Annotated in this window: 20 protein-coding genes; 13 read left to right on the forward strand and 7 right to left on the reverse strand. The window is 63.7% G+C overall.

The features are described 5' to 3' along the window. The first annotated feature begins 98 nt into the window (after positions 1-98). From oscA to IFT76_RS13535, 11 genes are all read left to right on the forward strand, one after another. Complete coding sequence (gene oscA / locus IFT76_RS13485) at positions 99-281, forward strand: sulfur starvation response protein OscA (RefSeq protein ID WP_043191814.1); 183 nt, start codon at positions 99-101, stop codon at positions 279-281. A 58-nt stretch (positions 282-339) separates the two neighbouring features. Continuing rightward, positions 340-1,350, forward strand: coding sequence for a sulfate ABC transporter substrate-binding protein (locus tag IFT76_RS13490; RefSeq protein WP_192056525.1), 1,011 nt, complete (start codon positions 340-342; stop codon positions 1,348-1,350). A 129-nt stretch (positions 1,351-1,479) separates the two neighbouring features. After that, positions 1,480-2,298, forward strand: a complete 819-nt coding sequence (cysT, locus tag IFT76_RS13495) for a sulfate ABC transporter permease subunit CysT (protein ID WP_056844570.1) — start codon at positions 1,480-1,482, stop codon at positions 2,296-2,298. A 14-nt stretch (positions 2,299-2,312) separates the two neighbouring features. Further along, the gene (cysW, locus tag IFT76_RS13500; protein ID WP_122480633.1) at positions 2,313-3,179 is read left to right on the forward strand and encodes a sulfate ABC transporter permease subunit CysW; all 867 of its coding nucleotides are present in this window, start codon (positions 2,313-2,315) and stop codon (positions 3,177-3,179) included. A gap of 3 nt (positions 3,180-3,182) precedes the next feature. Beyond that, positions 3,183-4,172 (forward strand): sulfate/molybdate ABC transporter ATP-binding protein, encoded by a 990-nt coding sequence (locus IFT76_RS13505; RefSeq protein WP_122480632.1) that lies wholly within the window; start codon positions 3,183-3,185, stop codon positions 4,170-4,172. A gap of 408 nt (positions 4,173-4,580) precedes the next feature. Beyond that, positions 4,581-5,162, forward strand: a complete 582-nt coding sequence (locus tag IFT76_RS13510) for an alpha/beta hydrolase (protein WP_192058811.1) — start codon at positions 4,581-4,583, stop codon at positions 5,160-5,162. A gap of 53 nt (positions 5,163-5,215) precedes the next feature. Beyond that, positions 5,216-6,163: a sigma 54-interacting transcriptional regulator gene (locus IFT76_RS13515; RefSeq protein WP_192058813.1), complete on the forward strand. Its 948-nt coding sequence runs from the start codon at positions 5,216-5,218 to the stop codon at positions 6,161-6,163. A gap of 100 nt (positions 6,164-6,263) precedes the next feature. Next, complete coding sequence (locus IFT76_RS13520; RefSeq protein ID WP_122480629.1) at positions 6,264-7,046, forward strand: MetQ/NlpA family ABC transporter substrate-binding protein; 783 nt, start codon at positions 6,264-6,266, stop codon at positions 7,044-7,046. Between the two features lie 156 nt (positions 7,047-7,202). Further along, the gene (locus tag IFT76_RS13525) at positions 7,203-8,282 is read left to right on the forward strand and encodes an efflux RND transporter periplasmic adaptor subunit (protein WP_192058815.1); all 1,080 of its coding nucleotides are present in this window, start codon (positions 7,203-7,205) and stop codon (positions 8,280-8,282) included. Then, positions 8,279-9,349, forward strand: coding sequence for an efflux RND transporter periplasmic adaptor subunit (locus tag IFT76_RS13530; protein WP_122480627.1), 1,071 nt, complete (start codon positions 8,279-8,281; stop codon positions 9,347-9,349). The genes IFT76_RS13525 and IFT76_RS13530 overlap by 4 nt, the downstream gene beginning before the upstream one ends. Continuing rightward, positions 9,346-12,405: an efflux RND transporter permease subunit gene (locus IFT76_RS13535; RefSeq protein WP_192058817.1), complete on the forward strand. Its 3,060-nt coding sequence runs from the start codon at positions 9,346-9,348 to the stop codon at positions 12,403-12,405. The genes IFT76_RS13530 and IFT76_RS13535 overlap by 4 nt, the downstream gene beginning before the upstream one ends. 141 nt (positions 12,406-12,546) lie before the next feature. Here the strand turns inward: IFT76_RS13535 and IFT76_RS13540 are convergent, their stop codons facing one another. From IFT76_RS13540 to rpiA, 7 genes are all read right to left on the reverse strand, one after another. Further along, positions 12,547-13,191 carry a methionine ABC transporter permease gene (locus IFT76_RS13540; protein ID WP_122480625.1) on the reverse strand — a complete coding sequence of 215 codons (645 nt, stop codon included), beginning with the start codon at positions 13,189-13,191 and terminating at the stop codon, positions 12,547-12,549. Continuing rightward, complete coding sequence (locus IFT76_RS13545; RefSeq protein ID WP_192058819.1) at positions 13,181-14,311, reverse strand: methionine ABC transporter ATP-binding protein; 1,131 nt, start codon at positions 14,309-14,311, stop codon at positions 13,181-13,183. Before IFT76_RS13545 ends, IFT76_RS13540 begins: the two co-directional genes overlap by 11 nt. Positions 14,312-14,313: 2 nt before the next feature. Next, entirely contained in the window at positions 14,314-15,105 is a 792-nt protein-coding gene (locus IFT76_RS13550; RefSeq protein WP_192058821.1) for a MetQ/NlpA family ABC transporter substrate-binding protein, read from the reverse strand. A 118-nt stretch (positions 15,106-15,223) separates the two neighbouring features. Further along, positions 15,224-16,582: an LLM class flavin-dependent oxidoreductase gene (locus tag IFT76_RS13555; RefSeq protein WP_192058823.1), complete on the reverse strand. Its 1,359-nt coding sequence runs from the start codon at positions 16,580-16,582 to the stop codon at positions 15,224-15,226. Further along, positions 16,582-17,787: an SfnB family sulfur acquisition oxidoreductase gene (locus tag IFT76_RS13560; protein WP_192058825.1), complete on the reverse strand. Its 1,206-nt coding sequence runs from the start codon at positions 17,785-17,787 to the stop codon at positions 16,582-16,584. Before IFT76_RS13560 ends, IFT76_RS13555 begins: the two co-directional genes overlap by 1 nt. Before the next feature lie 20 nt (positions 17,788-17,807). Further along, positions 17,808-19,058: an SfnB family sulfur acquisition oxidoreductase gene (locus tag IFT76_RS13565; protein ID WP_192058827.1), complete on the reverse strand. Its 1,251-nt coding sequence runs from the start codon at positions 19,056-19,058 to the stop codon at positions 17,808-17,810. 358 nt (positions 19,059-19,416) lie between these two features. Continuing rightward, positions 19,417-20,094, reverse strand: coding sequence for a ribose-5-phosphate isomerase RpiA (rpiA, locus tag IFT76_RS13570; RefSeq protein WP_192058829.1), 678 nt, complete (start codon positions 20,092-20,094; stop codon positions 19,417-19,419). A 137-nt stretch (positions 20,095-20,231) separates the two neighbouring features. On the opposite strand from rpiA, the gene ilvA reads away from it, so the two are divergent. Together ilvA and IFT76_RS13580 are read left to right on the forward strand one after the other, a co-directional pair. Beyond that, complete coding sequence (gene ilvA / locus IFT76_RS13575; protein WP_192058831.1) at positions 20,232-21,746, forward strand: threonine ammonia-lyase, biosynthetic; 1,515 nt, start codon at positions 20,232-20,234, stop codon at positions 21,744-21,746. A gap of 171 nt (positions 21,747-21,917) precedes the next feature. After that, a complete protein-coding gene (locus IFT76_RS13580; RefSeq protein ID WP_192058832.1) occupies positions 21,918-22,364 on the forward strand; it encodes a DUF2269 family protein in 447 nt (148 codons plus the stop codon). Positions 22,365-22,497 lie beyond the last annotated feature (133 nt).

Raw genomic sequence — 22,497 nt, forward strand, 5'->3', positions numbered from 1 at the left:
GTTATATGAAAATTCTTAAACAGTATTTTTAAGAATAATAAGACCGCTCTACTATCGCGCTCACGCCACCTTGGCACCCCTTACCCAGGAGCATGATCATGAGCGCATCGCTACGCAGCGTCGAAGGACAGGACGAAGCCACCATTCTACGGGAAATTCAGAGTGCGCTGCGCGACCTGCGTTTCGGTGCGGTGGAGATCACCGTACACAACGCTCAAGTCGTGCAGATCGAACGCAAGGAAAAATTCCGTTTGCAGAACCCGGGCAACAAGCCCAGCTGAGTACGCGTCCTGCGTAGCAGCCATAAGAAAAATACCCGCCATTCCAGGAGCTTCGTCCATGTCTATCCGCCGTTATGCCTTGGCAGCCCTCGCCAGCGCCGTATTTGCCGGCTCCGCCGTCGCCAAGGACTACGAGCTGCTCAACGTGTCCTACGATCCGACCCGCGAGCTGTACCAGGAATACAACGCCGAGTTCGTTAACTTCTGGAAAAAGGAACACGCGGGCGACACCGTGTCGATCAAGCAATCCCACGGTGGTTCGGGCAAACAGGGCCGCGCGGTGATCGACGGCCTGCCCGCCGATGTGGTGACCCTGGCGCTGGCCGGTGACATCGACGAGATCAGCCGCTTGGGCAAGTCCATCCCGGAGAACTGGCAGACCCGTCTGCCGGACGCCAGCACGCCCTACACCTCGACCATCGTGTTTCTGGTGCGCAAGGGCAACCCCAAGGGCATCAAGGACTGGGGCGACCTGATCAAGAATGATGTCTCGGTGATCACGCCGAATCCGAAGACGTCCGGCGGCGCCCGCTGGAATTTCCTGGCAGCCTGGGCCTACGGCCTGAAAGCCGGCGGTGGCGACGAAGGCAAAGCCAAAGAGTACGTACAGACGCTGTTCAAGCACGTGCCGATCCTGGACACCGGTGCCCGTGGCTCGACCATCACCTTCGTCAACAATGGTCAGGGTGATGTGTTGCTGGCCTGGGAGAACGAGGCGTTCCTGGCATTGAAGGAAGACGGTGGCGCGGACAAGTTCGACATTGTCGTGCCTTCGCTGTCGATTTTGGCTGAGCCGCCAGTGGCCGTGGTCGACAAGAACGTGAAGAAGAAAGGCAACGAGGAAATCGCCGAAGCCTACCTCAAGCACCTGTACAGCCCGGCTGGCCAGGAAATCGCTGCGAAGAACTTCTATCGTCCGCGCGACAAGGATGTGGCAGCCAAGTATGCGAAGCAATTTCCAGCGCTGAATCTGGTTACTATCGACAAGGATTTCGGCGGGTGGAAAACCGCACAGCCTAAATTCTTCAATGATGGTGGGGTGTTCGATCAGATTTATCAGGCTCAATAAGATTCGTTGAGGCGACTGGCCTCTTCGCGGGCAGAGCCCCGCTCCCACAGGTCACCGTAAAGCCCGTGGGAGCGGGGCTCTGCCCGCGAAGAGGCCCGATTGCGTAAACCGTATTCATCAAGGACTTCTATGTCGCGTCGTATCTCCCCCGTCATACCCGGCTTCGGGCTGACGCTGGGCTACACCGTCGTGTACCTCAGCCTGATCGTGCTGATCCCCCTGGCCGCCATGTTCGTGCATGCCGCACAGCTGACCTGGGAACAGTTCTGGACCATCGTTACCGCACCCCGCGTACTCGCCGCACTGAAACTCAGTTTCGGCACGGCGTTGTGTGCGGCGATCATCAATGGAGTGATCGGCACCCTGCTGGCCTGGGTGCTGGTGCGCTACACCTTTCCCGGACGCAAGATCATCGATGCGATGATCGACCTGCCATTCGCCCTGCCCACGGCCGTGGCAGGCATTGCCCTGACGGCGCTGTATGCACCCAACGGCCTGGTTGGGCAGTTCGCCGCCGACCTGGGTTTCAAGATCGCCTACACCCCGTTGGGCATCACCCTGGCCCTGACCTTCGTCACCTTGCCGTTCGTGGTGCGCACGGTGCAGCCGGTGCTGGCCGACATTCCGCGCGAGGTCGAGGAAGCCGCGGCCTGCCTGGGTGCCAAGCCGCTGCAGGTGTTCCGCTTCATCCTCGCGCCGGCGCTGTTGCCTGCCTGGCTCACCGGTTTTGCCCTGGCGTTCGCCCGCGGCGTGGGTGAGTACGGATCGGTCATTTTCATTGCCGGCAACATGCCGATGAAGACCGAAATCCTGCCGCTGCTGATCATGGTCAAGCTGGACCAATACGACTACACCGGCGCCACGGCCATCGGCGTGATGATGCTGGTGGTTTCCTTCATTCTGCTGCTGCTGATCAACTTGTTGCAGCGGCGCATCGAAACCCCTTGAAGGAGGCTCCGCACATGTCTGCATCTTCCATTGCTGCCTCCACCAATGCGGCCCGGCGTGGCAGCGCAACCTCGCGGCGGGTGTTGATCGCCCTTGGCTGGCTGGTCTTCGCCGTGTTTCTGTTGCTGCCGTTGCTGATCGTCGTGTCCCAGGGCTTGAAGCAGGGCCTGGGAACCTTTTTCGCGGCGATCTTCGAGCCCGATGCGCTGTCGGCGCTCAAGCTGACGGTGTTCGCCGTGCTCATTTCGGTGCCGCTGAACCTGGTGTTCGGCGTCAGCGCCGCGTGGTGCGTGAGCAAGTATTCGTTTCGCGGCAAGAGCATTCTGGTCACGTTGATCGACCTGCCGTTCTCGGTGTCGCCGGTGATTGCCGGTCTGGTCTATGTGCTGATGTTCGGCGCTCAGGGGCTGTTCGGCCCGTGGCTGCAGGATCACGACATCCAGATCGTGTTCGCCTTGCCGGGTATCGTGCTGGCCACCATCTTCGTCACCGTGCCGTTCGTGGCCCGCGAGCTGATCCCGCTGATGCAGGAACAAGGCACGCAGGAAGAGGAAGCGGCGCGTCTGCTGGGTGCGAATGGCTGGCAGATGTTCTGGTACGTCACCGTGCCGAACATCAAGTGGGGGCTGATCTACGGCGTGGTGCTGTGTACCGCGCGGGCCATGGGCGAGTTCGGTGCCGTGTCGGTGGTGTCCGGGCACATTCGCGGCGTGACCAATACCCTGCCGCTGCACGTGGAAATTCTCTACAACGAATACAACCATGTCGCTGCCTTTGCCGTTGCGAGCCTGTTGCTGATCCTGGCGCTCTTCATCCTGCTGCTCAAGCAGTGGAGCGAGTCCCGTATTGACCGCCTGCGCAACAGCGCCGCGGAGGAATGATTAATGTCGATCGAAGTTCGTAACGTCAGCAAGCGCTTCAATGCCTTCCAGGCCCTGGACTCCATCAATCTGGACATCCAGAGTGGCGAGCTGGTGGCTCTGCTGGGCCCTTCCGGGTGCGGCAAGACCACCTTGCTGCGCATCATCGCCGGCCTGGAGACGCCCGACCAGGGCAGCATCGTGTTCCACGGCGAGGACGTTTCAGGCCACGATGTGCGGGATCGCAACGTCGGTTTCGTGTTCCAGCACTACGCGCTGTTCCGACACATGACAGTGTTCGACAACGTCGCCTTTGGCTTGCGCATGAAGCCCAAGCGCGAGCGGCCGACTGAAACGGTGATTGCGCAGAAGGTGCATGAGCTGTTGAACATGGTGCAGTTGGACTGGTTGCACGATCGCTACCCCGAGCAGTTGTCCGGGGGCCAGCGCCAGCGTATTGCCCTGGCCCGTGCCCTGGCGGTCGAGCCCAAGGTGTTGCTGCTCGACGAACCCTTCGGCGCGCTCGACGCCAAGGTGCGCAAGGAGCTGCGTCGCTGGCTGGCGCGCTTGCACGAGGACATCAACCTGACTTCGGTCTTCGTGACCCACGACCAGGAAGAAGCCATGGAAGTGGCGGATCGCATCGTGGTGATGAACAAGGGTGTCATCGAGCAGATCGGTTCGCCAGGCGAGGTGTACGAGAACCCGGCCAGCGACTTCGTCTATCACTTTCTGGGCGACTCCAACCGCTTGCAGTTGGGTGGTGAAGAGCATGTGCTGTTTCGTCCGCACGAAGTGTCGCTGTCGCGCCACGAGCTGGACGACCATCATGCCGCCGAGGTGCGTGACATTCGCCCGTTGGGCGCAACCACGCGGGTGACGCTCAAGGTCGAGGGGCAGAGCGAGCTGATCGAGGCCGAAGTGGTCAAGGACCATGACAGCCTGAGTGGCCTGGCGCGGGGCGAGACGTTGTTCTTCAAGCCCAAGGTCTGGCAGAAGGCGTCAGGTCTGTAGCAGCGGCGCGAGCCGCGTCCGAATTCAACGCGGTGCGTCAGAGACACCGCGTGTACCGCCGAACCGGCTCGCGCCGCTGCTACAGAAGATCACGCGCACCTTGTAGCAGCGGCGCAAGCCGCGTCCGGGGTCGATGCGGTGCAGCAGGCAGACTGTACGTGCCGCCGACGCGGCTTGCGCCGCTGCTACAGAAGATCACGCGCACCTTGTAGCAGCGGCGCAAGCCGCGTCCGGGGTTATGCGGTGGCAGCAGGCAGACCGCGCGTGCCGCCGACGCGGCTTGCGGCGCTGCTACGGGGCTGATTGACCTTTATTTTGGTTATTAATAAATAGCTTCTTATTCCTTAGCGAATATAACTCCTTTCCTTATACTGGCCTCCAACGCAACGTTTGCAGGAGGCGCATCCCATGCGCAATGAGTCGATCCGCTATCTGATCGTGCCAGGCTGGCAGGGCTCGTCCGACGACCATTGGCAAAGCCATTGGCAACGAACCCTGCCCAACAGCGCGCGTGTCGAGCAGGACGACTGGCTCACGCCACGGCGTGAAGACTGGGTCGCGGCGCTGGACCGCGCGGTGAATGCCAGCGCCGATCCGGTGATTCTCATTGCTCACAGCCTGGGATGCGTGACAGTCGCCCACTGGTCGGTCGCCGCCTCGCTGGTTTCGTTGCGCAAGGTTCGCGGAGCCCTGCTGGTGGCGCCTGCAGACGTAGAGCGCCCGGCCTGCTCGCCGGCCCTGCGCAACTTCGCACCCATCCCCAAACACCTGCTGCCATTCCCCAGCCAAGTGGTGGGCTCGGACAACGACCCTGCGGCCAGTGCTCCGCGAGCCTTGCAACTGGCCCGCGACTGGGGCGCCGAAGCCGGCATTCTGGCCGGTGCCGGGCATATCAACGTCAAGTCCGGGCATCGACGCTGGGAACAGGGGTTTGCCTACCTCTATCGCCTGCAGAGTCGCATGGACCAGCACATCCAGCTGCGCGCCTGAATGCCCGACAACCGAGTACGCCGCCTGCAGCCAGGCCGGTGGGAGCCTTGCCCATGACCGCATACAACGACACCTTCGGCCAGCCGCTGCTGACCTTTCCCGACGCCGACAAGAGCCCGCTGAGCATCCGCGCCAAGGCGCTGGTGTTCGTCGATCCGCGCTCGCGACGCTTGCGCGAGGAGCTCGAGCGGCTCGCGCCCAAGGCACTGCCGGTGCTGATTCAGGGTGAAAGCGGCACCGGCAAGGAACTGCTTGCCCGCCACATTCATCGCGGCAGTGATCGTGGCGGCCTTTTCGTCTCGGTCAATTGCGGCGCGATCAGCCCGACCTACGCCGATGCCGAGCTGTTCGGCTACAGCGCAGGAGCCCACAGCGGCACGGCCAGCAGCCGGGCCGGATGGTTCGGCTCGGCCAACGGCGGCACGCTGTACCTGGACGAGATCGCCGACCTGCCGCTGGCGATCCAGACCAAACTGCTCGCGGCGTTGGAAACCCGTGAAGTGACCCGCGTCGGCGCGGCTCAGCCCAATCCCGTGGACGTGCGCCTGGTGGCGGCGTCGAGCATCGATCTGGGCCAGGCCGTGGCCGCGGGGAAATTCAACGAACGGTTGCACGCCTATCTGGGCGAAGGCCGCCTGACCTTGCCGCCGTTGCGCGAGCGGACCGGCGATATCCTCGCCCTGGCCGAGTATTTCCTGGGCATCTACAGCCACCGTCTGAACCTGGCGGTGCCGCTGATCAGCGCCGATACGCAGCGAGCGCTGGAGCGCCATGATTGGCCCGGCAATACCCGCGAGCTGGAAAACGTCATCCATTTTGCCCTGCTGGTCAGCCGCGGCGACGAGATCCTGCCCGAGCATCTCAATCTGCCAGCGGCCGCGAACACGGACTTGCTCGTGCATCTCGAGCAGCTGTTGACGCAGGCCACCGAGCACGCCGAGCCGGTTGCTTTGGCAGCGCTGCTGAACCGCAGCGTCGAGCGCTTGAGTAAAAAGGCATAAGCAGCAAACTAAAAGGTATTTGTAGGAATATTAATTCCCGGTATTGTCCGCGCAAGGCTGGCCGATTGCTGCCGCCGCCACCCAATTTCAAGGACTTAGCATGAAAAAGGCTTTGCTGTTCACCGCTCTGGCGGCCTCCCTGTCTTTCGGCCTGGCCAACGCGGCAGAAAAACTCGTGATCGCCGCCACGCCGGTTCCCCACGCCGAGATCCTCGAGCTGATCAAGCCGACCCTGGCCAAGGAAGGCGTCGAGCTGGACATCAAGGTGTTCACCGACTACGTGCAACCCAACGTACAGGTGAACGAAAAGCGTCTGGACGCCAACTACTTCCAGACCCTGCCGTACCTGGAAAGCTTCAACAAGGGCAAGGGCACCAACCTGGTCACCGTGATCGGCGTGCACGTCGAGCCCTTCGGCGGTTACTCGAAGAAGGTCAAGTCGCTGAGCGAACTCAAGGACGGCGCAACCGTCGCCATCCCCAACGAGGGCAGCAACAGCGGTCGTGCGTTGATCCTGCTGCAGAAAGCCGGCCTGATCACCCTGAAGGACCCGAGCAACGCCCTGGCCACCCCCAAGGACATCGCCAGCAACCCCAAGAACCTCAAGTTCAAGGAGCTGGAATCGGCCATGCTGCCGCGCGTGCTGGACCAGGTCGACCTGGACATGATCAACACCAACTACGCACTTGAAGCCGGCCTGAACCCGGCCAAGGATGCCTTGGTGATCGAAGGATCGGATTCGCCTTACGTGAATTTCCTGGTGGCCCGTCCGGACAACAAGGACAGCCCGGCCATGCAGAAACTGGCCAAGGCGCTGACCAGCCCCGAAGTGAAAGCCTTCATCGAGAAGAAGTACAGCGGCGCGGTATTGCCGGCGTTCTGATTCCCGAGTGTGACAACGGTTCACCTGAGCGCCGACAGCTTGTACAGTGTCGGCGTTTTGCTTTGTCCGGGCAGGGCCATTCCCGGCAAATGAACCTCGCATCACGGCCACAGTCGCATACACACCTGGCATCACAGCGCACGCAAAGGAGCCTGCATGGCTGGTCCTCGTTGGAAGGTTGTAGGGGTTTCCCTTTTGTTGGTTGCGCTGGCGGGGTGTGGTGAAGACAAGCCCATCGAGCCGACGCATCCGCGCGTGCGCGTGGAGAATGTACAGAGCGGCGGGTTCGCCGCTGCGGTCAATCTCACCGGCGATGTGCAGGCGCGCATCCAGACCCAGTTGTCGTTCCGCGTCGGTGGCAAGATCATCCAGCGGTTGGTGGACGTGGGCGATCATGTCAGCGCACGGCAGGTGCTGGCGCGCCTGGACCCCAAGGACCTGCAGACAAACGTCGATTCGGCCAAGGCTGCAGTGGCCGCCGAACAGGCACGTGTGAAACAGACATCGGCGGCCTTCGTGCGCCAGCAGAAGCTGCTGCCCAAGGGCTACACCAGCCAGAGTGAATACGACTCGGCCCAGGCGGCGCTGCGCGGTGCGCAGAGTTCGTTGGCGGCGGCGAGCGCCCAGTTGGCCAATGCCCGTGAACAATTGAGCTACACCGACCTGGTGGCCGACGCCCCAGGCGTGATCACTGCCCGCCAGGCAGAGGTTGGCCAGGTGGTACAGGCCACTGCGCCGATCTTCGGCCTGGCCCGCGATGGCGACCGCGATGCGGTATTCGACGTGTACGAGTCGCTGTTTGCCCAACCGGCCGGCCAGCAGCCGATCACCGTCAGCCTGCTCGACGAGCCGGCGATCAAGACCACCGGCACGGTGCGCGAAGTCACCCCAGCGGTGTCCGCGCAGACCGGTACTGTGCGCGTGAAGATCGCCCTGCAAGGCCTGCCCAAGGGCATGGACCTCGGCTCGGTGGTCAACGCATCGCTCAACGGTCCGGGCAAGACCAGCGTCGAGCTGCCCTGGTCGGCGTTGACCAAGGACATCGCCGAGCCTGCCGTGTGGGTGGTGGGGGAAGGCGACAAGGTCAATCTGCGCAAGGTCGACGTGGGCCGTTACCTGACCGGCAAGGTGGTGATCGCCGATGGCTTGAAGAACGGCGACCGCGTGGTCGTCGCCGGCGGGCAGTTGCTGCACCCGGACATGCAGGTGGAAATTGCCGAGGAGCGCCAGCCATGAAGGCGGTGATCGCGTTGTCTGCGGCCGTGCTGTTGCTGGCAGGCTGTTCGAAGGAAGAGCAAGCTCCCGAGCCGATCCGCCCGGTGCTGTCGGTCGAGGTCAAGGGCCTGGACCAGCAGAGCCTGGGTCGCTTCGCAGGCAATATCCAGGCGCGCTACGAAAGCACGTTGGGCTTTCGCGTATCGGGGCGTATCGCCCGGCGTGCGGTGGATGTCGGCAGCCAGGTGGAGAAGAGCCAGCTGCTGGCCACCCTCGATCCGACCGACCAGCAGAACCAGTTGCGTTCGAGCCAGGGTGATCTGGCCCGCGTGCAGGCGCAGTTCATCAATGCCCAGGCCAATGCTCGCCGCCAGCAGGAGTTGTTCGACCGTGGCGTCGGTGCGCAGGCTGGCCTGGACATCGCCCAGACCGACCTGAAGACCGCCCAGGCCTCGCTCGACCAGGCCAAGGCCGCCGTCAGCCAAGCCAGGGATCAACTGGGCTATAGCGAGCTGCGCGCCGACCACGCCGCCGTGGTCAATCAATGGAAAGTGGAAGTCGGGCAAGTGGTGAGCGCCGGTGAAGAGGTGGTGGTATTGGCCCGTCCCGATATCAAGGAGGCGGTCATCGACCTGCCAGACGGGCTGGCCGAAACCCTGCCCGAGGGCGTGGAGTTTCGTGTGCAGTCCCAGCTCGACCCGAGCGTTGCCACCACCGGCACCCTGCGTGAGCTGGAGCCGCGGCCCGACAGTGCGACGCGCACCCGTCGCGCACGCCTGACCCTGCGCGAAAGCCCCGCCGGCCTGCGCCTGGGCACGGCGATCAGCGTGACCTTGAGTTCAAGTATCGCGCAGCGCCTGGAATTGCCGGAGACCGCAGTGCAGGAAGTCGATGGCAAGACCCAGGTGTGGCTGGTGGACGTCCAGAACAAGACCGTCAACCCGCGCCCGGTCACCGTGCTCAGCCGCGACCGTGGCGTCGTAGTGCTGGGCAGCGGTGTGCAGGCGGGTGAGCGCGTGGTCAGCGCTGGCGTCAACAGCCTGAAACCCGGGCAGAAAATCAAACTGGACGAGGCGAGCCGGCAATGAAGGGAAGTTTCAACCTGTCCGACTGGGCGCTCAAGCACCAGTCCTTCGTCTGGTACCTGATGTTCGTCGGCCTGCTGATGGGCGTGTTCTCCTATTTCAACCTGGGCCGTGAAGAAGACCCGGCGTTCGCCATCAAGACCATGGTCATCCAGAGCCGCTGGCCGGGCGCGACCCAGGATGAAACGCTCAAGCAGGTCACCGACCGCATCGAAAAGAAGCTCGAAGAGCTGGACTCCCTGGACTACGTGAAAAGCTACACGCGGCCTGGCGAGTCGACGGTGTTCGTGTACCTGCGCGACACCACCAATGCCAAGGCGATTCCAGAGATCTGGTATCAGGTGCGCAAGAAGGTCGACGATATTCGCGGCACCTTCCCCCAGGGCCTGCAGGGGCCTTCGTTCAACGATGAATTCGGTGACGTGTTCGGCTCCATCTACGCCTTCACTGCCGACGGCCTGAGCATGCGGCAGCTGCGCGACTACGTGGAGCAGGTGCGCGCCGAGATCCGTCAGGTCGAGAACCTGGGCAAGGTTCAGTTGGTAGGCCAGCAGGACGAAGTGATCTACCTGAATTTCTCCACGCGCAAACTGGCCGCGCTGGGCCTGGACCAGCAACAGGTGGTCGGCGCGCTGCAGGCACAGAATGCGGTGACGCCGGCGGGCGTGATCGAAGCAGGGCCGGAACGCATTTCGGTGCGCACCTCGGGCCAGTTCAAGTCGGAAAAAGACCTGGAAACGGTCAACCTCAGGCTCAACGACCGCTTCTACCGGCTGACCGATATCGCCGACATCGAACGTGGCTACAAAGACCCGGCCGCGCCGATGTTCCGCTACAACGGCCAGCCCGCCATCGGCCTGGCCATTGCCATGAAAGACGGCGGCAACATTCAGGAATTCGGTACCGCGCTGCATGCGCGCATGAACGCGTTGACCGCGCAGTTGCCGGTGGGCGTGGGCGTGCACAAGGTTTCGGACCAGGCCGAGGTGGTCGAGAAGGCCGTCGGTGGGTTCACCAGCGCTTTGTTCGAGGCCGTGGTCATCGTGCTGATCGTCAGCTTCATCAGCCTGGGCGTGCGCGCCGGCCTGGTGGTGGCCTGCTCGATTCCGCTGGTGCTGGCCATGGTCTTCGTGTTCATGGAGTACAGCGGCATTACCATGCAGCGCATTTCCCTGGGGGCGTTGATCATCGCCCTGGGCCTGCTGGTGGACGATGCGATGATCACCGTGGAAATGATGGTCACTCGCCTGGAAGCGGGTGACAGCAAGGAGGAGGCGGCTACCTTCGCTTATACCTCGACCGCATTCCCGATGCTCACCGGCACTTTGGTCACCGTGGCCGGCTTCGTGCCGATTGGCCTGAACGCCAGCTCGGCCGGTGAGTACACCTTCACCCTGTTTGCCGTGATCGCGGTGGCCATGCTGGTGTCCTGGGTGGTGGCGGTGCTGTTCGCACCGGTCATCGGCGTGCACATCCTGAGCAAGAACGTCAAACCCAAGCCGGAGCAGCCGGGGCGTGTCGCGCGCTGGTTCCACAGTGGTCTGCTGGGCTGCATGCGCCACCGTTGGCTGACGATCATCGGCACGTTGCTGCTGTTCGCTGCGGCGCTGTTCTGCATGCGTTTCGTGCAGAACCAGTTCTTCCCTTCGTCCGACCGCCCGGAAATCCTGGTGGACCTGAACCTGCCGCAAAACGCTTCGATCAACGAAACGCGCAAGGCAGTCGACCGCCTCGAGGCTACGCTCAAGGATGATCCGGACATCGCGCGCTGGAGCACTTACATCGGTCAGGGCGCGATCCGTTTCTATCTGCCGCTGGACCAGCAGTTGGAGAACCCTTACTACGCCCAGTTGGTGATCGTCAGCAAAGGCCTGGAGCAGCGTGGCGCGCTGACCGAGCGTTTGAAGAAGCGCCTGCGCGAAGACTTCGTCGGCATCGGCACCTACGTCCAGGCGTTGGAAATGGGGCCGCCGGTGGGCCGGCCGATCCAGTATCGGGTCAGCGGCAAGGACATCGACCAGGTGCGCAAGCACGCCATCGAGTTGGCAACCTTGCTGGACCAGAACGCGCACGTCGGCGAGATGATCTACGACTGGAACGAGCCGGGCAAAGTGCTGCGCATCGACATCGCCCAGGACAAGGCGCGGCAGTTGGGCTTGTCGTCCGAAGACGTGGCCAAGCTGATGAACACCATCGTCAGCGGCTCGGCGGTGACCCAGGTCAATGACGATATCTATCTGGTCAACGTGGTCGGCCGTGCCAACGACGCCGAGCGCGGTTCGCCGGAAACCTTGCAGAACCTGCAGATCGTCACGCCCAGCGGCACCTCGATTCCGCTGCTGGCCTTCGCCACCGTGCGCTACGAGCTGGAGCAGCCGCTGGTGTGGCGGCGTGATCGCTTGCCGACCATCACCTTGAAGGCGGCGGTCAGCGACGATATCCAGCCGACCGATCTGGTGGCCCAGCTCAAGCCCGAGATCGAGAAATTCGCCGAAGGCCTGCCGGTGGGTTACAAGGTGGCCACCGGTGGTACGGTCGAGGAAAGCGGCAAGGCGCAGGGACCCATCGCCAAGGTGGTGCCGTTGATGCTGTTCCTCATGGCGACCTTCCTGATGATCCAGCTGCACAGTGTGCAGAAGATGTTCCTGGTGGCCAGCGTGGCGCCGCTGGGCATCATCGGTGTGGTGTTGGCGCTGGTGCCGACCGGGACGCCCATGGGTTTCGTGGCGATTCTCGGGATACTGGCGCTGATCGGTATCATCATCCGCAACTCGGTGATTCTGGTGACCCAGATCGACGCCTACGAGCGCGATGGCTACAAGCCGTGGGATGCCGTGCTGGAGGCAACCGAGCATCGACGCCGGCCGATCCTGCTCACGGCGGCAGCCGCCAGTCTGGGCATGATCCCGATCGCCCGCGAGGTGTTCTGGGGCCCGATGGCCTACGCGATGATCGGCGGAATCGTGGTGGCGACCTTGCTCACCCTGTTGTTCCTGCCGGCGCTGTATGTGGCCTGGTACCGGATCAAGGAAGACGAGGGCGAGGGGAAGGAAGCTTGATTCAGGTTGGGCAAAAGAAAGTAGGGTGCTCCGTCTGAGATACCGCAGCGTGGCGTTCGCGGCCACGGACCGCTCCTACGCAGGACATTATCCCCCGTAGGAGCGGTCAGCGGCCGCGAAGGGCGCATCTCGGTTCCGCGACTAGCGCTTGTTGAGCACCCGCGCCAATCGGTCGCCGCCGAACTGGATCAGGGTCACCAGGGCCACCAGCAACACGATGACCGTGAGCATGATCTGGCTGTCGAATCGCTGGTAGCCATAGCGGTAGGCGATGTCGCCCAGCCCGCCGGCACCGATCGCACCAGCCATCGCCGATGAATTGATCATGGTCACCACGGTGATGGTAAAGCCGGCCACGATGCCCGGTCGCGCTTCAGGCAGCAGCACGTGCCAGACGATGTGCCAGCGTCGGCAGCCCATGGCTTGCGCGGCTTCGACCAGGCCATGGTCGACCTCGCGCAGGCTGACCTCGGCAATGCGCGCAAAGAACGGCGTCGCAGCGATGGTCAACGGCACCACGGCCGCCCACACGCCATAGGTGGTACCGACGATCAACCGGGTGAACGGGATCAGCGCCACCATCAGAATGAGAAACGGCACCGACCTGAACAGGTTGACGAACGCGCCCAGCACGCGGTTCAGCGCGGGCGCCTGGTAGATACCGCCACGGTCGCTGGTGACCAGCACCACGGCCATCACCACGCCCACGGGCAGCGCGATCAACGAGGAAACGCCCACCATCAGCAAGGTGTCCAGGGCGCCCTGCAACAGACGATCAAACCACATAGCCCAGCTCCTCTACTCGTTGTGCCCATTGCCCGGCGCGTTGCAGCAGATGCTCGCGGTCGTGGGGCGAATTGCTTACCGCCACGACCAGATTGCCCAGTGCGCGACCTTGAATCCGTTCGATACCGCCCTGCAGCAGGCTGACCTGGCCACCCAGCAGGTTGAACAACGACGACAGGTCCGCCTCGCCGGCCTGTGCCCCGGTCACGCGCAGTCGCAGTACCAGCGCTGCGCCAGGCGTTGCAGGCGTGCTGCGCAGACGGGCGCGCAGTTCCTCGGGCAGGCCGTGTTGCAGCGGGGCCAGCAAGGTCCGACTGACCTCATGCTGGGGGTTGCCGAACACCTGCCACACCGGGCCCTGCTCAACCACCTGGCCGCCTTCGAGCACCACCACGCGGTCGCAGATGGCACGGATAACGGCCATTTCGTGGGTGATCAGGATGACCGTCAGCCCCAGCCGCTGGTTGATATCGCGCAACAGGGCGAGAATCGACTCGGTAGTCTCCGGGTCCAGCGCCGAGGTGGCTTCGTCGCAGAGCAGAATCTGCGGGTCGTGCACCAGCGCCCGGGCGATGCCGACACGCTGCTTCTGCCCGCCGGACAACTGCGCCGGATAGGCGTCGCGCTTGCCTTGCAGGCCAACCAGCTCAAGCAGTTCACCGACCTTGCGCCAGCGCTCGGCCTGGGGCACACCGGCGACCTTGAGTGGCAACTCGACGTTCTGCCACACGGTTTTCGCCGACATCAGGTTGAAGTGCTGAAAGATCATGCCGATGCGCCGTCGCAGGGCCACCAGGCGGTCCTCGTCGAACTCGCCGATGTCCACCTGATCGATCAGCACGCGCCCGCTGCTGGGCTGCTCAAGCCGGTTGATGGTGCGGATCAGCGACGACTTGCCAGCGCCGCTGCGGCCGATGATGCCGAACACTTCGCCGCGCTCGATGGTCAGGTCGATGCCCTGCAGCGCCTGCACGGGGCCCTGGGCGCCCTCATAGGTCTTGCCGACGCCGATGAAACGCACCAGCGCATTGGCCAGTTGTGGATGCAGTTCCAGCGGCTCGGCAGGCCGGGCAATGCCGGCGGTAGCGGCCAGCCTGCGTTGCACATTGGTGGTGGGCATGCTCACTCCTTCCAGCCGACTTGGTAGAGTTTGCCGTTGACCTTGTCGAGCGAGGCGCGCACCACTGGCGAATGCTGGTAGATGTCGATGAACTTGGCCAGGCGTGGATCGTCCTTGCGCTCGGGTTTGATCACGAACTGGATGACGTATTCAGGATGATCCAGACCATCGAACAGCAGCGCCGAGCCTGCGTCGAAGGTCTTGGACAGGCGAATGTAGGCCGGGTAGCCCTGCACCAGATCGGCGTCGTCGTAGGCGCGCACCAGCTGCACCGCCTCGACCTGAAGAATCTTCAGGTTTTTGGGGTTGGTGAGAATGTCCTCTTCGGTGGCCTTGTAGCCAACCCCCGGCTTGAGGGTGATCAAGCCAGCCTTGGCCAGCAGTTGCAGGCCTCGGCCGCTGTTGATCGGGTCATTGGCAATGGCGACGGTCGCGCCCTTGGGCAGTTCGTCGAAGCTTTTGTAGCGTTTGGCATACAGGCCGACGTTGTTGATGATGCCCGGCGCATAGGGCACCAGGTCGGTGCCGGCCTGAGTGTTGGCGTTTTCCAGGAACGGCATGTGCTGGAAGTAGTTCACGTCGATGTCGCCGGCGGCCAGGCTGACGTTGGGCGCGATCCAGTCGGTGAATTCCACCAGCTTGACGGTCAGGCCCTGTTTCTTGGCTTCCTCCACGGCGCTTTCCAGGGGGATGGCGAACGCGGCGGTGGTGCCGACGATCAGCGGCTTGTCATCGGCGCCATGGGCCAGGCCGGTGAGGAGGGTGAGGGCGAGGAGCAAGGTGGGTTTGAGCATGTTGGGTTTCCAGTGATTTTTTGTGTTGTTTGGGGTGGCCTCTTCGCGGGTAGAACCCGCTCCCACACGAGCGCGCGCTCGTTGATTGTGGAAGCGGGCTTCCCGCGAAGAGGCCCGATCAGGCACCGCGCTTGTAACTGAAGCCAGCATGCCCTTCAGGCAGCCCCGGGCCTTGGCCGAAGACCTTTTCGCGCAGCGTGCCCTGGGCATAGGCGGTCTTGTACGAACCGCGTGCCTGCAGCACGGGAATCACCAGGTCGATGAAGTCGGCGTAGCTTTCCGGGGTCACCGTGCGGGTCAGGTTGAAACCGTCCAGGCCGGTCTCGACGATCCAGGCTTCAAGGTCGTCGGCGACCTGTTCCGGATTACCGACCAAGGTGATGTAGCGCCCGCCCAAGGCGTGCTGATCGAGCAGCTTGCGCCGGGTCCAGTCGTTGTTCTGCAAGGTCTTGGTGGCCGACTCGATGGCATTGCCCTTGACGTACTCAATGGGCTCGTCGAGTTCGTAGCGGGCGAAGTCGATTGCCGTAGAGGCGGCGAAGTGGGCGACACCGGCCTCGGCGCTGGCGTAGCTGCGGTACTCGTCATGCTTGGCCCGGGCCTGCGCCTCGGTGGCGGCGACGATGACCGTCAGGCCCATGAAGACTTTCACCGCCTGCGGGTCGCGGCCGGCCGCGCGGGCTGCGTCGCGCACCTTGTCCACCTGAGCGCGGGTGGCCTGCTTGTTCTGCCCGCTGATGAACACGCATTCGGCGTGCTGACCGGCGAACTGCAGGCCGCGTGCCGAACTGCCCGCCTGGAACAATAGCGGCGTGCGCTGCGGTGAGGGTTCGCACAGGTGGTAACCCTGGACGCGGTAGAACTCGCCTTCATGCTCTACCTTGTGGACCTTTTCCGGCTGGGCGTAGATGCGCCGTTCGCGGTCCTCGATCACGGCATCGTCTTCCCAACTGCCTTCCCAGAGTTTGTACAGCACCTCCAGGTATTCGTCGGCCTGATCGTAGCGACGGTCGTGCTCCACCTGGTGGGTCAGGCCCATGGCTTTGGCGGCGCTGTCCAGGTACCCGGTGACGATGTTCCAGCCCACCCGGCCACGGGTCAGGTGATCGAGCGTGGACAGGCGCCGTGCGAACAGGTACGGCGCCTCGTAGGTGAGGTTGGCGGTCAGGCCGAAACCCAGGTGGCGGGTGACCGCGGCCATGGCCGAGACCAGCAGCAACGGGTCGTTGACCGGTAGCTGGATCGACTCCTTGAGCGTCACGTCGACCGAGTTCTGATAGATGTCGTAGACCCCGACGATGTCGGCGATGAACAGGCCGTCGAACAGGCCGCGCTCCAGCAACTGGGCCAGATCGGTCCAGTACTCCAGGGTCTTGTACTGGCTGGAGGTATCGCGCGGATGGGTCCAGAGGCCGTGGTTGATGTGGCCCACGCAGTTCATGTTGAAGGCGTTGAGCAGGATCTGTTTCTTGCTCATCAGATCGTCCCCCGGCGTGGTGGTAGCTGGTCGTTGAGGTAGTAGTTGCCGATGGCGTGGTACTTCCAGCGCACCGGGTCGTGCAGGGTGTGTACGCGGGCGTTGCGCCAATGCCGGTCGAGGCCGTGCTCGGCCAGGGTGGCCTGGCTGCCCGCCAGCTCGAACAGGGTGCTGCCGGCGGCCAGGGAGATTTCGGTGCTCAGCGCCCGAGCCTCGGCCACGGCAATCGAAGCGGCGCCGACGTTTTCCGCGCTGGGCTCGGCCTGCGCCTTGTCGAGCACCTCGCCGGCACGCTCGAGCAGGGCTTCGGCAGCATGCAGACGGATCGCCAGATGACCGAAGCTCTTGAGTGACAGCGGGTCTTCCACGGCTTTGTCGCTGGTGGCGTCGATCCATGGCCGAGTGCGGGTGCGGACGAACTGCAAGGCGTCCTCGAACGCCCCGCGGGCAATGCCGGTGTCGATCGCGGCATGCAGGATCTGCGCGAACGGGCCGACCGTGGTGGGCCGTTCGAACGCGCTTTGAAACGGCACGATGGCGTCGGCGCTGACCCAGACATTGTCGAACACCACCGAGCCGCTGCCCGTGGTGCGCTGGCCGAAGCCGCTCCAATCGTCGATGACCTGTACACCGGCACTGTCGGCGGGTACGAAAGCCAGTTGTTGCACGCCCTGTTCATCGACCACCGAGGTAGGAATGCACTGGGCATACAGCGCGCCGGTGGCGTAGAACTTGCGACCATTGATGCGCAAACCGTCGCCGTCGCGGGTCAGGCGCGTGGTGCGGTCATGGGCGGTTCGCGTGCCCAGTTCCGCCAGGGCGTTACCCAGCCGCTGGCCTGCCAGCACGTCGGCGTACAGGCGCTTTTGCTGCGCCGGGCTGCCGTTGATGCGCAGCACTTCCAGGGCATAGAAATGATTCTGTGGGATCTGGCCCAGCGAGCCGTCGGCGGCGGCCAGCAAGGCAATGACCTGGGCCAGGGTGACGTTGGACACAGCCGCTCCGCCGAATGCCTTGGGCACGCTGATGCCGCCCAGGCCAGAGCGCGAGAACAGCGCCAGTTCGCCGTGGGGCAGCAGCCGTTCGCGGTCGCGCAGGGCGCTGTCGCGTTGCAACAGGGGAGCCAGTTGGCGGGCAACGTCCAGGGCCTGTTGGTCGTTGGCGATCAATGCGACGCCGTCGAGGGGGTGGGGCAATGAGCTCATGCTGATCTCCAGCGGTCTGGTCAAATCCAGGAATGGCGCGCAGGCAGGCTGCCGTTCAAGTGGTAGGCGCCGATAGCGTGGTATTTCCAGCGCACGGGATCGTGCAGGGTGTGCACGCGGGCATTGCGCCAGTGACGGTCGAGGTTGAACTCGGCGAGGCTGGCGCGGCTGCCGGCCAGCTCGAAGAGCTTTTCGCTGGCGTGCAGGGCGATTTCGGTGGTGATCACCTTGGCCTCGGCCACGGCGATCGACGCCTGGCCTGCCAAGGTGGCGTCCACGGGCGCGTGGCGAGTCTGGTCGAGCACGCGCGCGGCCTTGCGCAGCAGTGCCTGGGCCGCGTGCAGTTCCAGCTTCAGGCGACCGATATCGGCGATCACGAAAGGGTCGTCGCTGGCGCGCTCGACCCCGGCGTCGATCCACGGGCGGGATTTCTCGCGGACGAAGGCGATGGTGTCGTCGATGGCCGCAGCGGCAATGCCGGCGTCGATGGCCGCCTGCATCAGTCGCGATACGGCGCCCTGAATGTTCGGTTGCTGCGCCTGGCGCCAGATCTCCACGACATGGGTGGCGGGCACCTGCACGTGTTCCAGCACCACGGTGCCGCTGGCGGTGGTGCGCTGGCCGAAGCCGGACCAGTCGTCGATGATTTGCAGGCCGGGTGTGCCGCGCCGTACGAAGGCCATGACCAGGCGCTGGTGCTCATCCACGGCCTTGACCGCCACCCAGTGGGCGAACAGCGCGCCGGTGGAGTAGAACTTTTGTCCGCTGATCTGCCAGTCGTCACCTTCGCGGACGATGCGAGTCTTGATCTCCAGGGTGTTGCGGGTGCCGCGTTCAGGGCCGCCATTGCCGATGCGCGCGCCTTGCAGCACGGCGCTGAACAGCGTCTGCTGCTGGTGCGCGGTGGCGGTGCCGCGAAGCATCTGCAGGATGCCGAAATGGTTTTGCGGAATCTGCCCCAGGGCCGGATCGGCGGCGCTGATCAGGCGAAATACCTCGGCCAGGGTTTCGAAACTGACGTCCGGGCCGCCGAAGGCACGTGGCACGGTGATACTGCCCAGGCCGCTCGCGGTGAATTGCTCGATCAGTTGCCAAGGCAGCTCGCGGTACTGGTCGCGCCGGGCGGCATGGGTACGGGCGCTGGCGGCGAGGGTTTGCGCGGCGTCGAGCGCGTCGAGGTCATTGCGCAGTATCTGCGCGGGCACGAGCGCCGGGCCGTCGTCGGCCGGCAAGGTTTGGGAGTGTTCGCGGGAAATCGAGTGGGTGACCATACCGTCCTCACGTCATGCACGGCGTATGTCGCCTTGCTTGGGTGTACGCAGGTCCGGTGGTCCGGTGTATATACCCTAATCGTTTGTTAAATTTAAATGAACTAACGATTGGGAATATGGATAGATGGGTTTTTCCTTGGAGCCGTATAGTGACCCTTGTGGGAGCAGCCTCTGCGGTATACCAGGTACACCGCAGTGTGTTTTTCGCGGCCGATGACCACTCCTACGGGGGGCATCCGGTGATTCCCGTAGGAGCGGTCCGTGGCCGCGAAGGGGGCGCTGCGGTGTATTAGGTACACCGCAGTGTGTTTTTCGCGGGCAGAGGGCTCGCCGCCCGCCCCGCTCCCACAATAAAGGGTCAGGCGGGGCGGGTGAGGGTCTTGACGCCTTCGGCGGTGCCCAGCAGCAGCACATCGGCCGGGCGAGCGGCGAACAGGCCGTTGGTGACCACGCCGACGATGGCATTGATCTGCGTTTCCAGCGCCACCGGGTCGGTGATCTGCATGTTGTACACATCGATGATGATGTTGCCGTTGTCGGTCACCACGCCTTCGCGATAGACCGGGTCGCCGCCCAGCTTCACCAGCTGGCGCGCGACGTGGCTGCGGGCCATGGGAATGACTTCCACCGGCAGTGGAAACTCGCCCAGCACCGGCACCAGCTTGCTGCCATCGGCGATGCAGATGAAGGTGGTGGCCACGGCAGCGACGATCTTCTCGCGGGTCAGCGCAGCGCCGCCGCCCTTGATCAGGTTCAGGTGCTCGTCGCTTTCATCGGCGCCGTCGACATAGAACTCCAGGTCACCGACGCTGTTGAGTTCATACACCGGGATGCCATGGCCCTTGAGCCGCGCAGCGGTTGCCTCGGAGCTGGCCACGGCGCCGTCGAAGGCGCTCTTGTGCTGGGCCAGCGCATCGATGAAGCAATTGGCGGTGGAACCGGTGCCGACACCGACAACGCTCTTTTCGCCCAGCTTGGGCAGAATGAAATCCACGGCAGCCTGGGCGACGGCCTGTTTGAGTTGGTCCTGGGTCATGCAAGCTCCGCAGCGGCAGTTGGGGCTCTAGTGGTTGCGGCCCCGAAGCCACGCATTATAAGGGCAAAACCTTGGTTTTGCGGTGGTCGTTGGCTTAGACTCATCGGCCCCGCCCGTTATCGTCAGTGATGTCTGCCATGCTCGAACAGTACGTAAAGATGATCCTCACCTCGCGCGTCTACGACGTCGCGGTGGAAACCCCTTTGCAGCCCGCCGGGCAGCTGTCCGAGCGTCTGAACAACAAGATTCTGCTCAAGCGCGAAGACCTGCAGCCGGTGTTCTCGTTCAAGATTCGCGGCGCTTACAACAAGCTGTCGCAGCTCACCGCGCAGGAAGCAGCATGCGGCGTGGTCACCGCGTCGGCCGGCAACCATGCCCAGGGCCTGGCGCTGGCGGCGCGCGAGCTGGGCATCAAGGCCACCATCGTGATGCCCAACACCACCCCCGAAATCAAGATCGCGGGTGTGCGCTCGCGCGGCGGCATCGTGGTGCTGCATGGCGATTCGTTTGCCGAAGCCCTGGCCCACTCGCTCAAGCTGGTGGACGAACAGGGCATGGTCTACATCCATCCCTACGACGACCCCTACACCATTGCCGGGCAGGGCACCGTGGCCATGGAAATCCTGCGCCAGCATCCGGGCGATCTCGATGCGATCTTCGTACCGGTGGGCGGCGGCGGGTTGATCGCCGGCATTGCCGCGTACGTCAAATACCTGCGGCCGGGCATCAAGATCATCGGCGTCGAGCCGGACGACTCCAACTGCCTGCAGCAGGCCATGCACGCTGGGGAGCGCGTGGTGCTGCCGCAGGTCGGGCTGTTCGCCGATGGCGTGGCGGTGGCGCAGATCGGTCACTACACCTTCGAGATCTGCAAGGACCACGTGGACGAGGTGATCACCGTCAGCACCGACGAGATCTGCGCGGCGATCAAGGACATCTACGACGACACCCGTTCCATCACCGAGCCTGCGGGCGCGCTCGGGGTCGCCGGGATCAAGAAGTACGTCGACGCCCGAGGCGTGTCGGGGCAGACCCTGGTTGCGATCGATTCGGGTGCCAACGTCAACTTCGATCGGTTGCGCCACGTGGCCGAGCGAGCCGAGCTGGGCGAGGGCCGTGAGGCCATCATCGCGGTGACCATCCCCGAGCGTCCGGGCAGCTTCAAGGCGTTCTGCGAGGCCATCGGCAAACGCCAGATCACCGAGTTCAACTACCGCTACCACACCGGCCATGAAGCGCACATTTTCGTCGGGGTGCAGACCCATCCCGAGCGGGACCCGCGCGCGGTGCTGCTGCAGACCCTCGAGGCGCATGGCTTCCCGGTGCTGGACCTGACCGACAACGAACTGGCCAAGCTGCACATTCGCCATATGGTCGGTGGCCATGCGGTCAGGGTCAGTGACGAGATGGTGCTGCGCTTCGAGTTCCCCGAGCGTCCGGGGGCACTGTTCAACTTTCTCGACAAGCTGGGCGGGCGCTGGAACATCTCGATGTTCCACTACCGCAACCATGGCGCCGCCGATGGGCGTGTGGTGGCTGGGTTGCAGGTGCCCGAGGATGAACGCCATCTGGTAGCCGGCGCGCTGGCCGAGATCGGCTACCCGTTCTGGGATGAAACGGATAATCCGGCGTACAAGTTGTTCCTGGGTTAGTGATGCGGTGCACTGGCTTGAGTCCGCGGTGTGCCATTCGCGGGCAGAGCCCGCTCCCACAGGGGCGATGGGGTGTGCCAGCTGTTACAGGGGTAGGTCTCGCTGCGCTGAACTCGATGGCTGCTACGCTTGTCGATGATGCATCGTAATGGCCCACGGGGATCACGCGTCATGGAAAGCCTGGCGGTTCTGAAAATATTCCACGTCGCTGCCACTGTTGTGCTGCTGGGCAGTGTGGCGGCCGTCATCTACCGAGCCTGGCGCAGCTGGAAGGGCGGCGACCGGCTACCGTTCGCCAGCACCCTGCAACGGCCCTGGGTGTATGCCTGGCTGGTCATGGCCCTGAGCCTGCTGAGCTTTCCCGTCACGGGATGGTGGCTGGTGCACAGGGTCGGTTGGCCTTTGGGGCAAACCTGGATTCTCACCGCTGCGGTGCTGTATGTGATCGGCGGTGGGGTCTGGTTGCTGCTGATCAACCGGGTGAACCGCCTGCGCTTCGCGACTGGGTTGAACGAAGGCGTAATCGCGGCCAAGCGCCGCAATGTGTTGATCATCGCGACCGTTGCAGTGGTGGTGCTGCTGTCGATCATCGGCTTGATGGTGACCAAGCCCGCCTGAGGCAAACCGCAGCGCATTCTTCGCGGCCGATGACCGCTCCTACGGTTGGTCCCGATCCCTGTGGGAGCGGGCTCTGCCCGCGAAAAGAGCGCCGCGGTGTATCAGACAAACCGCAGCGCATTCTTCGCGGGCA

The sequence above is a fragment of the Pseudomonas sp. CFBP 13727 genome, assembly GCF_014841915.1.
GTDB lineage: Bacteria > Pseudomonadota > Gammaproteobacteria > Pseudomonadales > Pseudomonadaceae > Aquipseudomonas > Aquipseudomonas baltica.

Coding starts and splice junctions, on each gene's coding strand:
- IFT76_RS13540 (WP_122480625.1), bottom strand. CDS start 13,191: ATGTGGTTTGATCGTCTGTTGCAGGGCGCCCTGGACACCTTGCTGATG.
- IFT76_RS13520 (WP_122480629.1), top strand. CDS start 6,264: ATGAAAAAGGCTTTGCTGTTCACCGCTCTGGCGGCCTCCCTGTCTTTC.
- cysW (WP_122480633.1), top strand. CDS start 2,313: ATGTCTGCATCTTCCATTGCTGCCTCCACCAATGCGGCCCGGCGTGGC.
- rpiA (WP_192058829.1), bottom strand. CDS start 20,094: ATGACCCAGGACCAACTCAAACAGGCCGTCGCCCAGGCTGCCGTGGAT.
- cysT (WP_056844570.1), top strand. CDS start 1,480: ATGTCGCGTCGTATCTCCCCCGTCATACCCGGCTTCGGGCTGACGCTG.
- IFT76_RS13515 (WP_192058813.1), top strand. CDS start 5,216: ATGACCGCATACAACGACACCTTCGGCCAGCCGCTGCTGACCTTTCCC.
- IFT76_RS13545 (WP_192058819.1), bottom strand. CDS start 14,311: ATGCCCACCACCAATGTGCAACGCAGGCTGGCCGCTACCGCCGGCATT.
- IFT76_RS13580 (WP_192058832.1), top strand. CDS start 21,918: ATGGAAAGCCTGGCGGTTCTGAAAATATTCCACGTCGCTGCCACTGTT.
- IFT76_RS13535 (WP_192058817.1), top strand. CDS start 9,346: ATGAAGGGAAGTTTCAACCTGTCCGACTGGGCGCTCAAGCACCAGTCC.
- IFT76_RS13550 (WP_192058821.1), bottom strand. CDS start 15,105: ATGCTCAAACCCACCTTGCTCCTCGCCCTCACCCTCCTCACCGGCCTG.
- IFT76_RS13530 (WP_122480627.1), top strand. CDS start 8,279: ATGAAGGCGGTGATCGCGTTGTCTGCGGCCGTGCTGTTGCTGGCAGGC.
- IFT76_RS13525 (WP_192058815.1), top strand. CDS start 7,203: ATGGCTGGTCCTCGTTGGAAGGTTGTAGGGGTTTCCCTTTTGTTGGTT.
- IFT76_RS13555 (WP_192058823.1), bottom strand. CDS start 16,582: ATGAGCAAGAAACAGATCCTGCTCAACGCCTTCAACATGAACTGCGTG.
- oscA (WP_043191814.1), top strand. CDS start 99: ATGAGCGCATCGCTACGCAGCGTCGAAGGACAGGACGAAGCCACCATT.
- IFT76_RS13565 (WP_192058827.1), bottom strand. CDS start 19,058: ATGGTCACCCACTCGATTTCCCGCGAACACTCCCAAACCTTGCCGGCC.
- IFT76_RS13510 (WP_192058811.1), top strand. CDS start 4,581: ATGCGCAATGAGTCGATCCGCTATCTGATCGTGCCAGGCTGGCAGGGC.
- IFT76_RS13490 (WP_192056525.1), top strand. CDS start 340: ATGTCTATCCGCCGTTATGCCTTGGCAGCCCTCGCCAGCGCCGTATTT.
- IFT76_RS13560 (WP_192058825.1), bottom strand. CDS start 17,787: ATGAGCTCATTGCCCCACCCCCTCGACGGCGTCGCATTGATCGCCAAC.
- IFT76_RS13505 (WP_122480632.1), top strand. CDS start 3,183: ATGTCGATCGAAGTTCGTAACGTCAGCAAGCGCTTCAATGCCTTCCAG.
- ilvA (WP_192058831.1), top strand. CDS start 20,232: ATGCTCGAACAGTACGTAAAGATGATCCTCACCTCGCGCGTCTACGAC.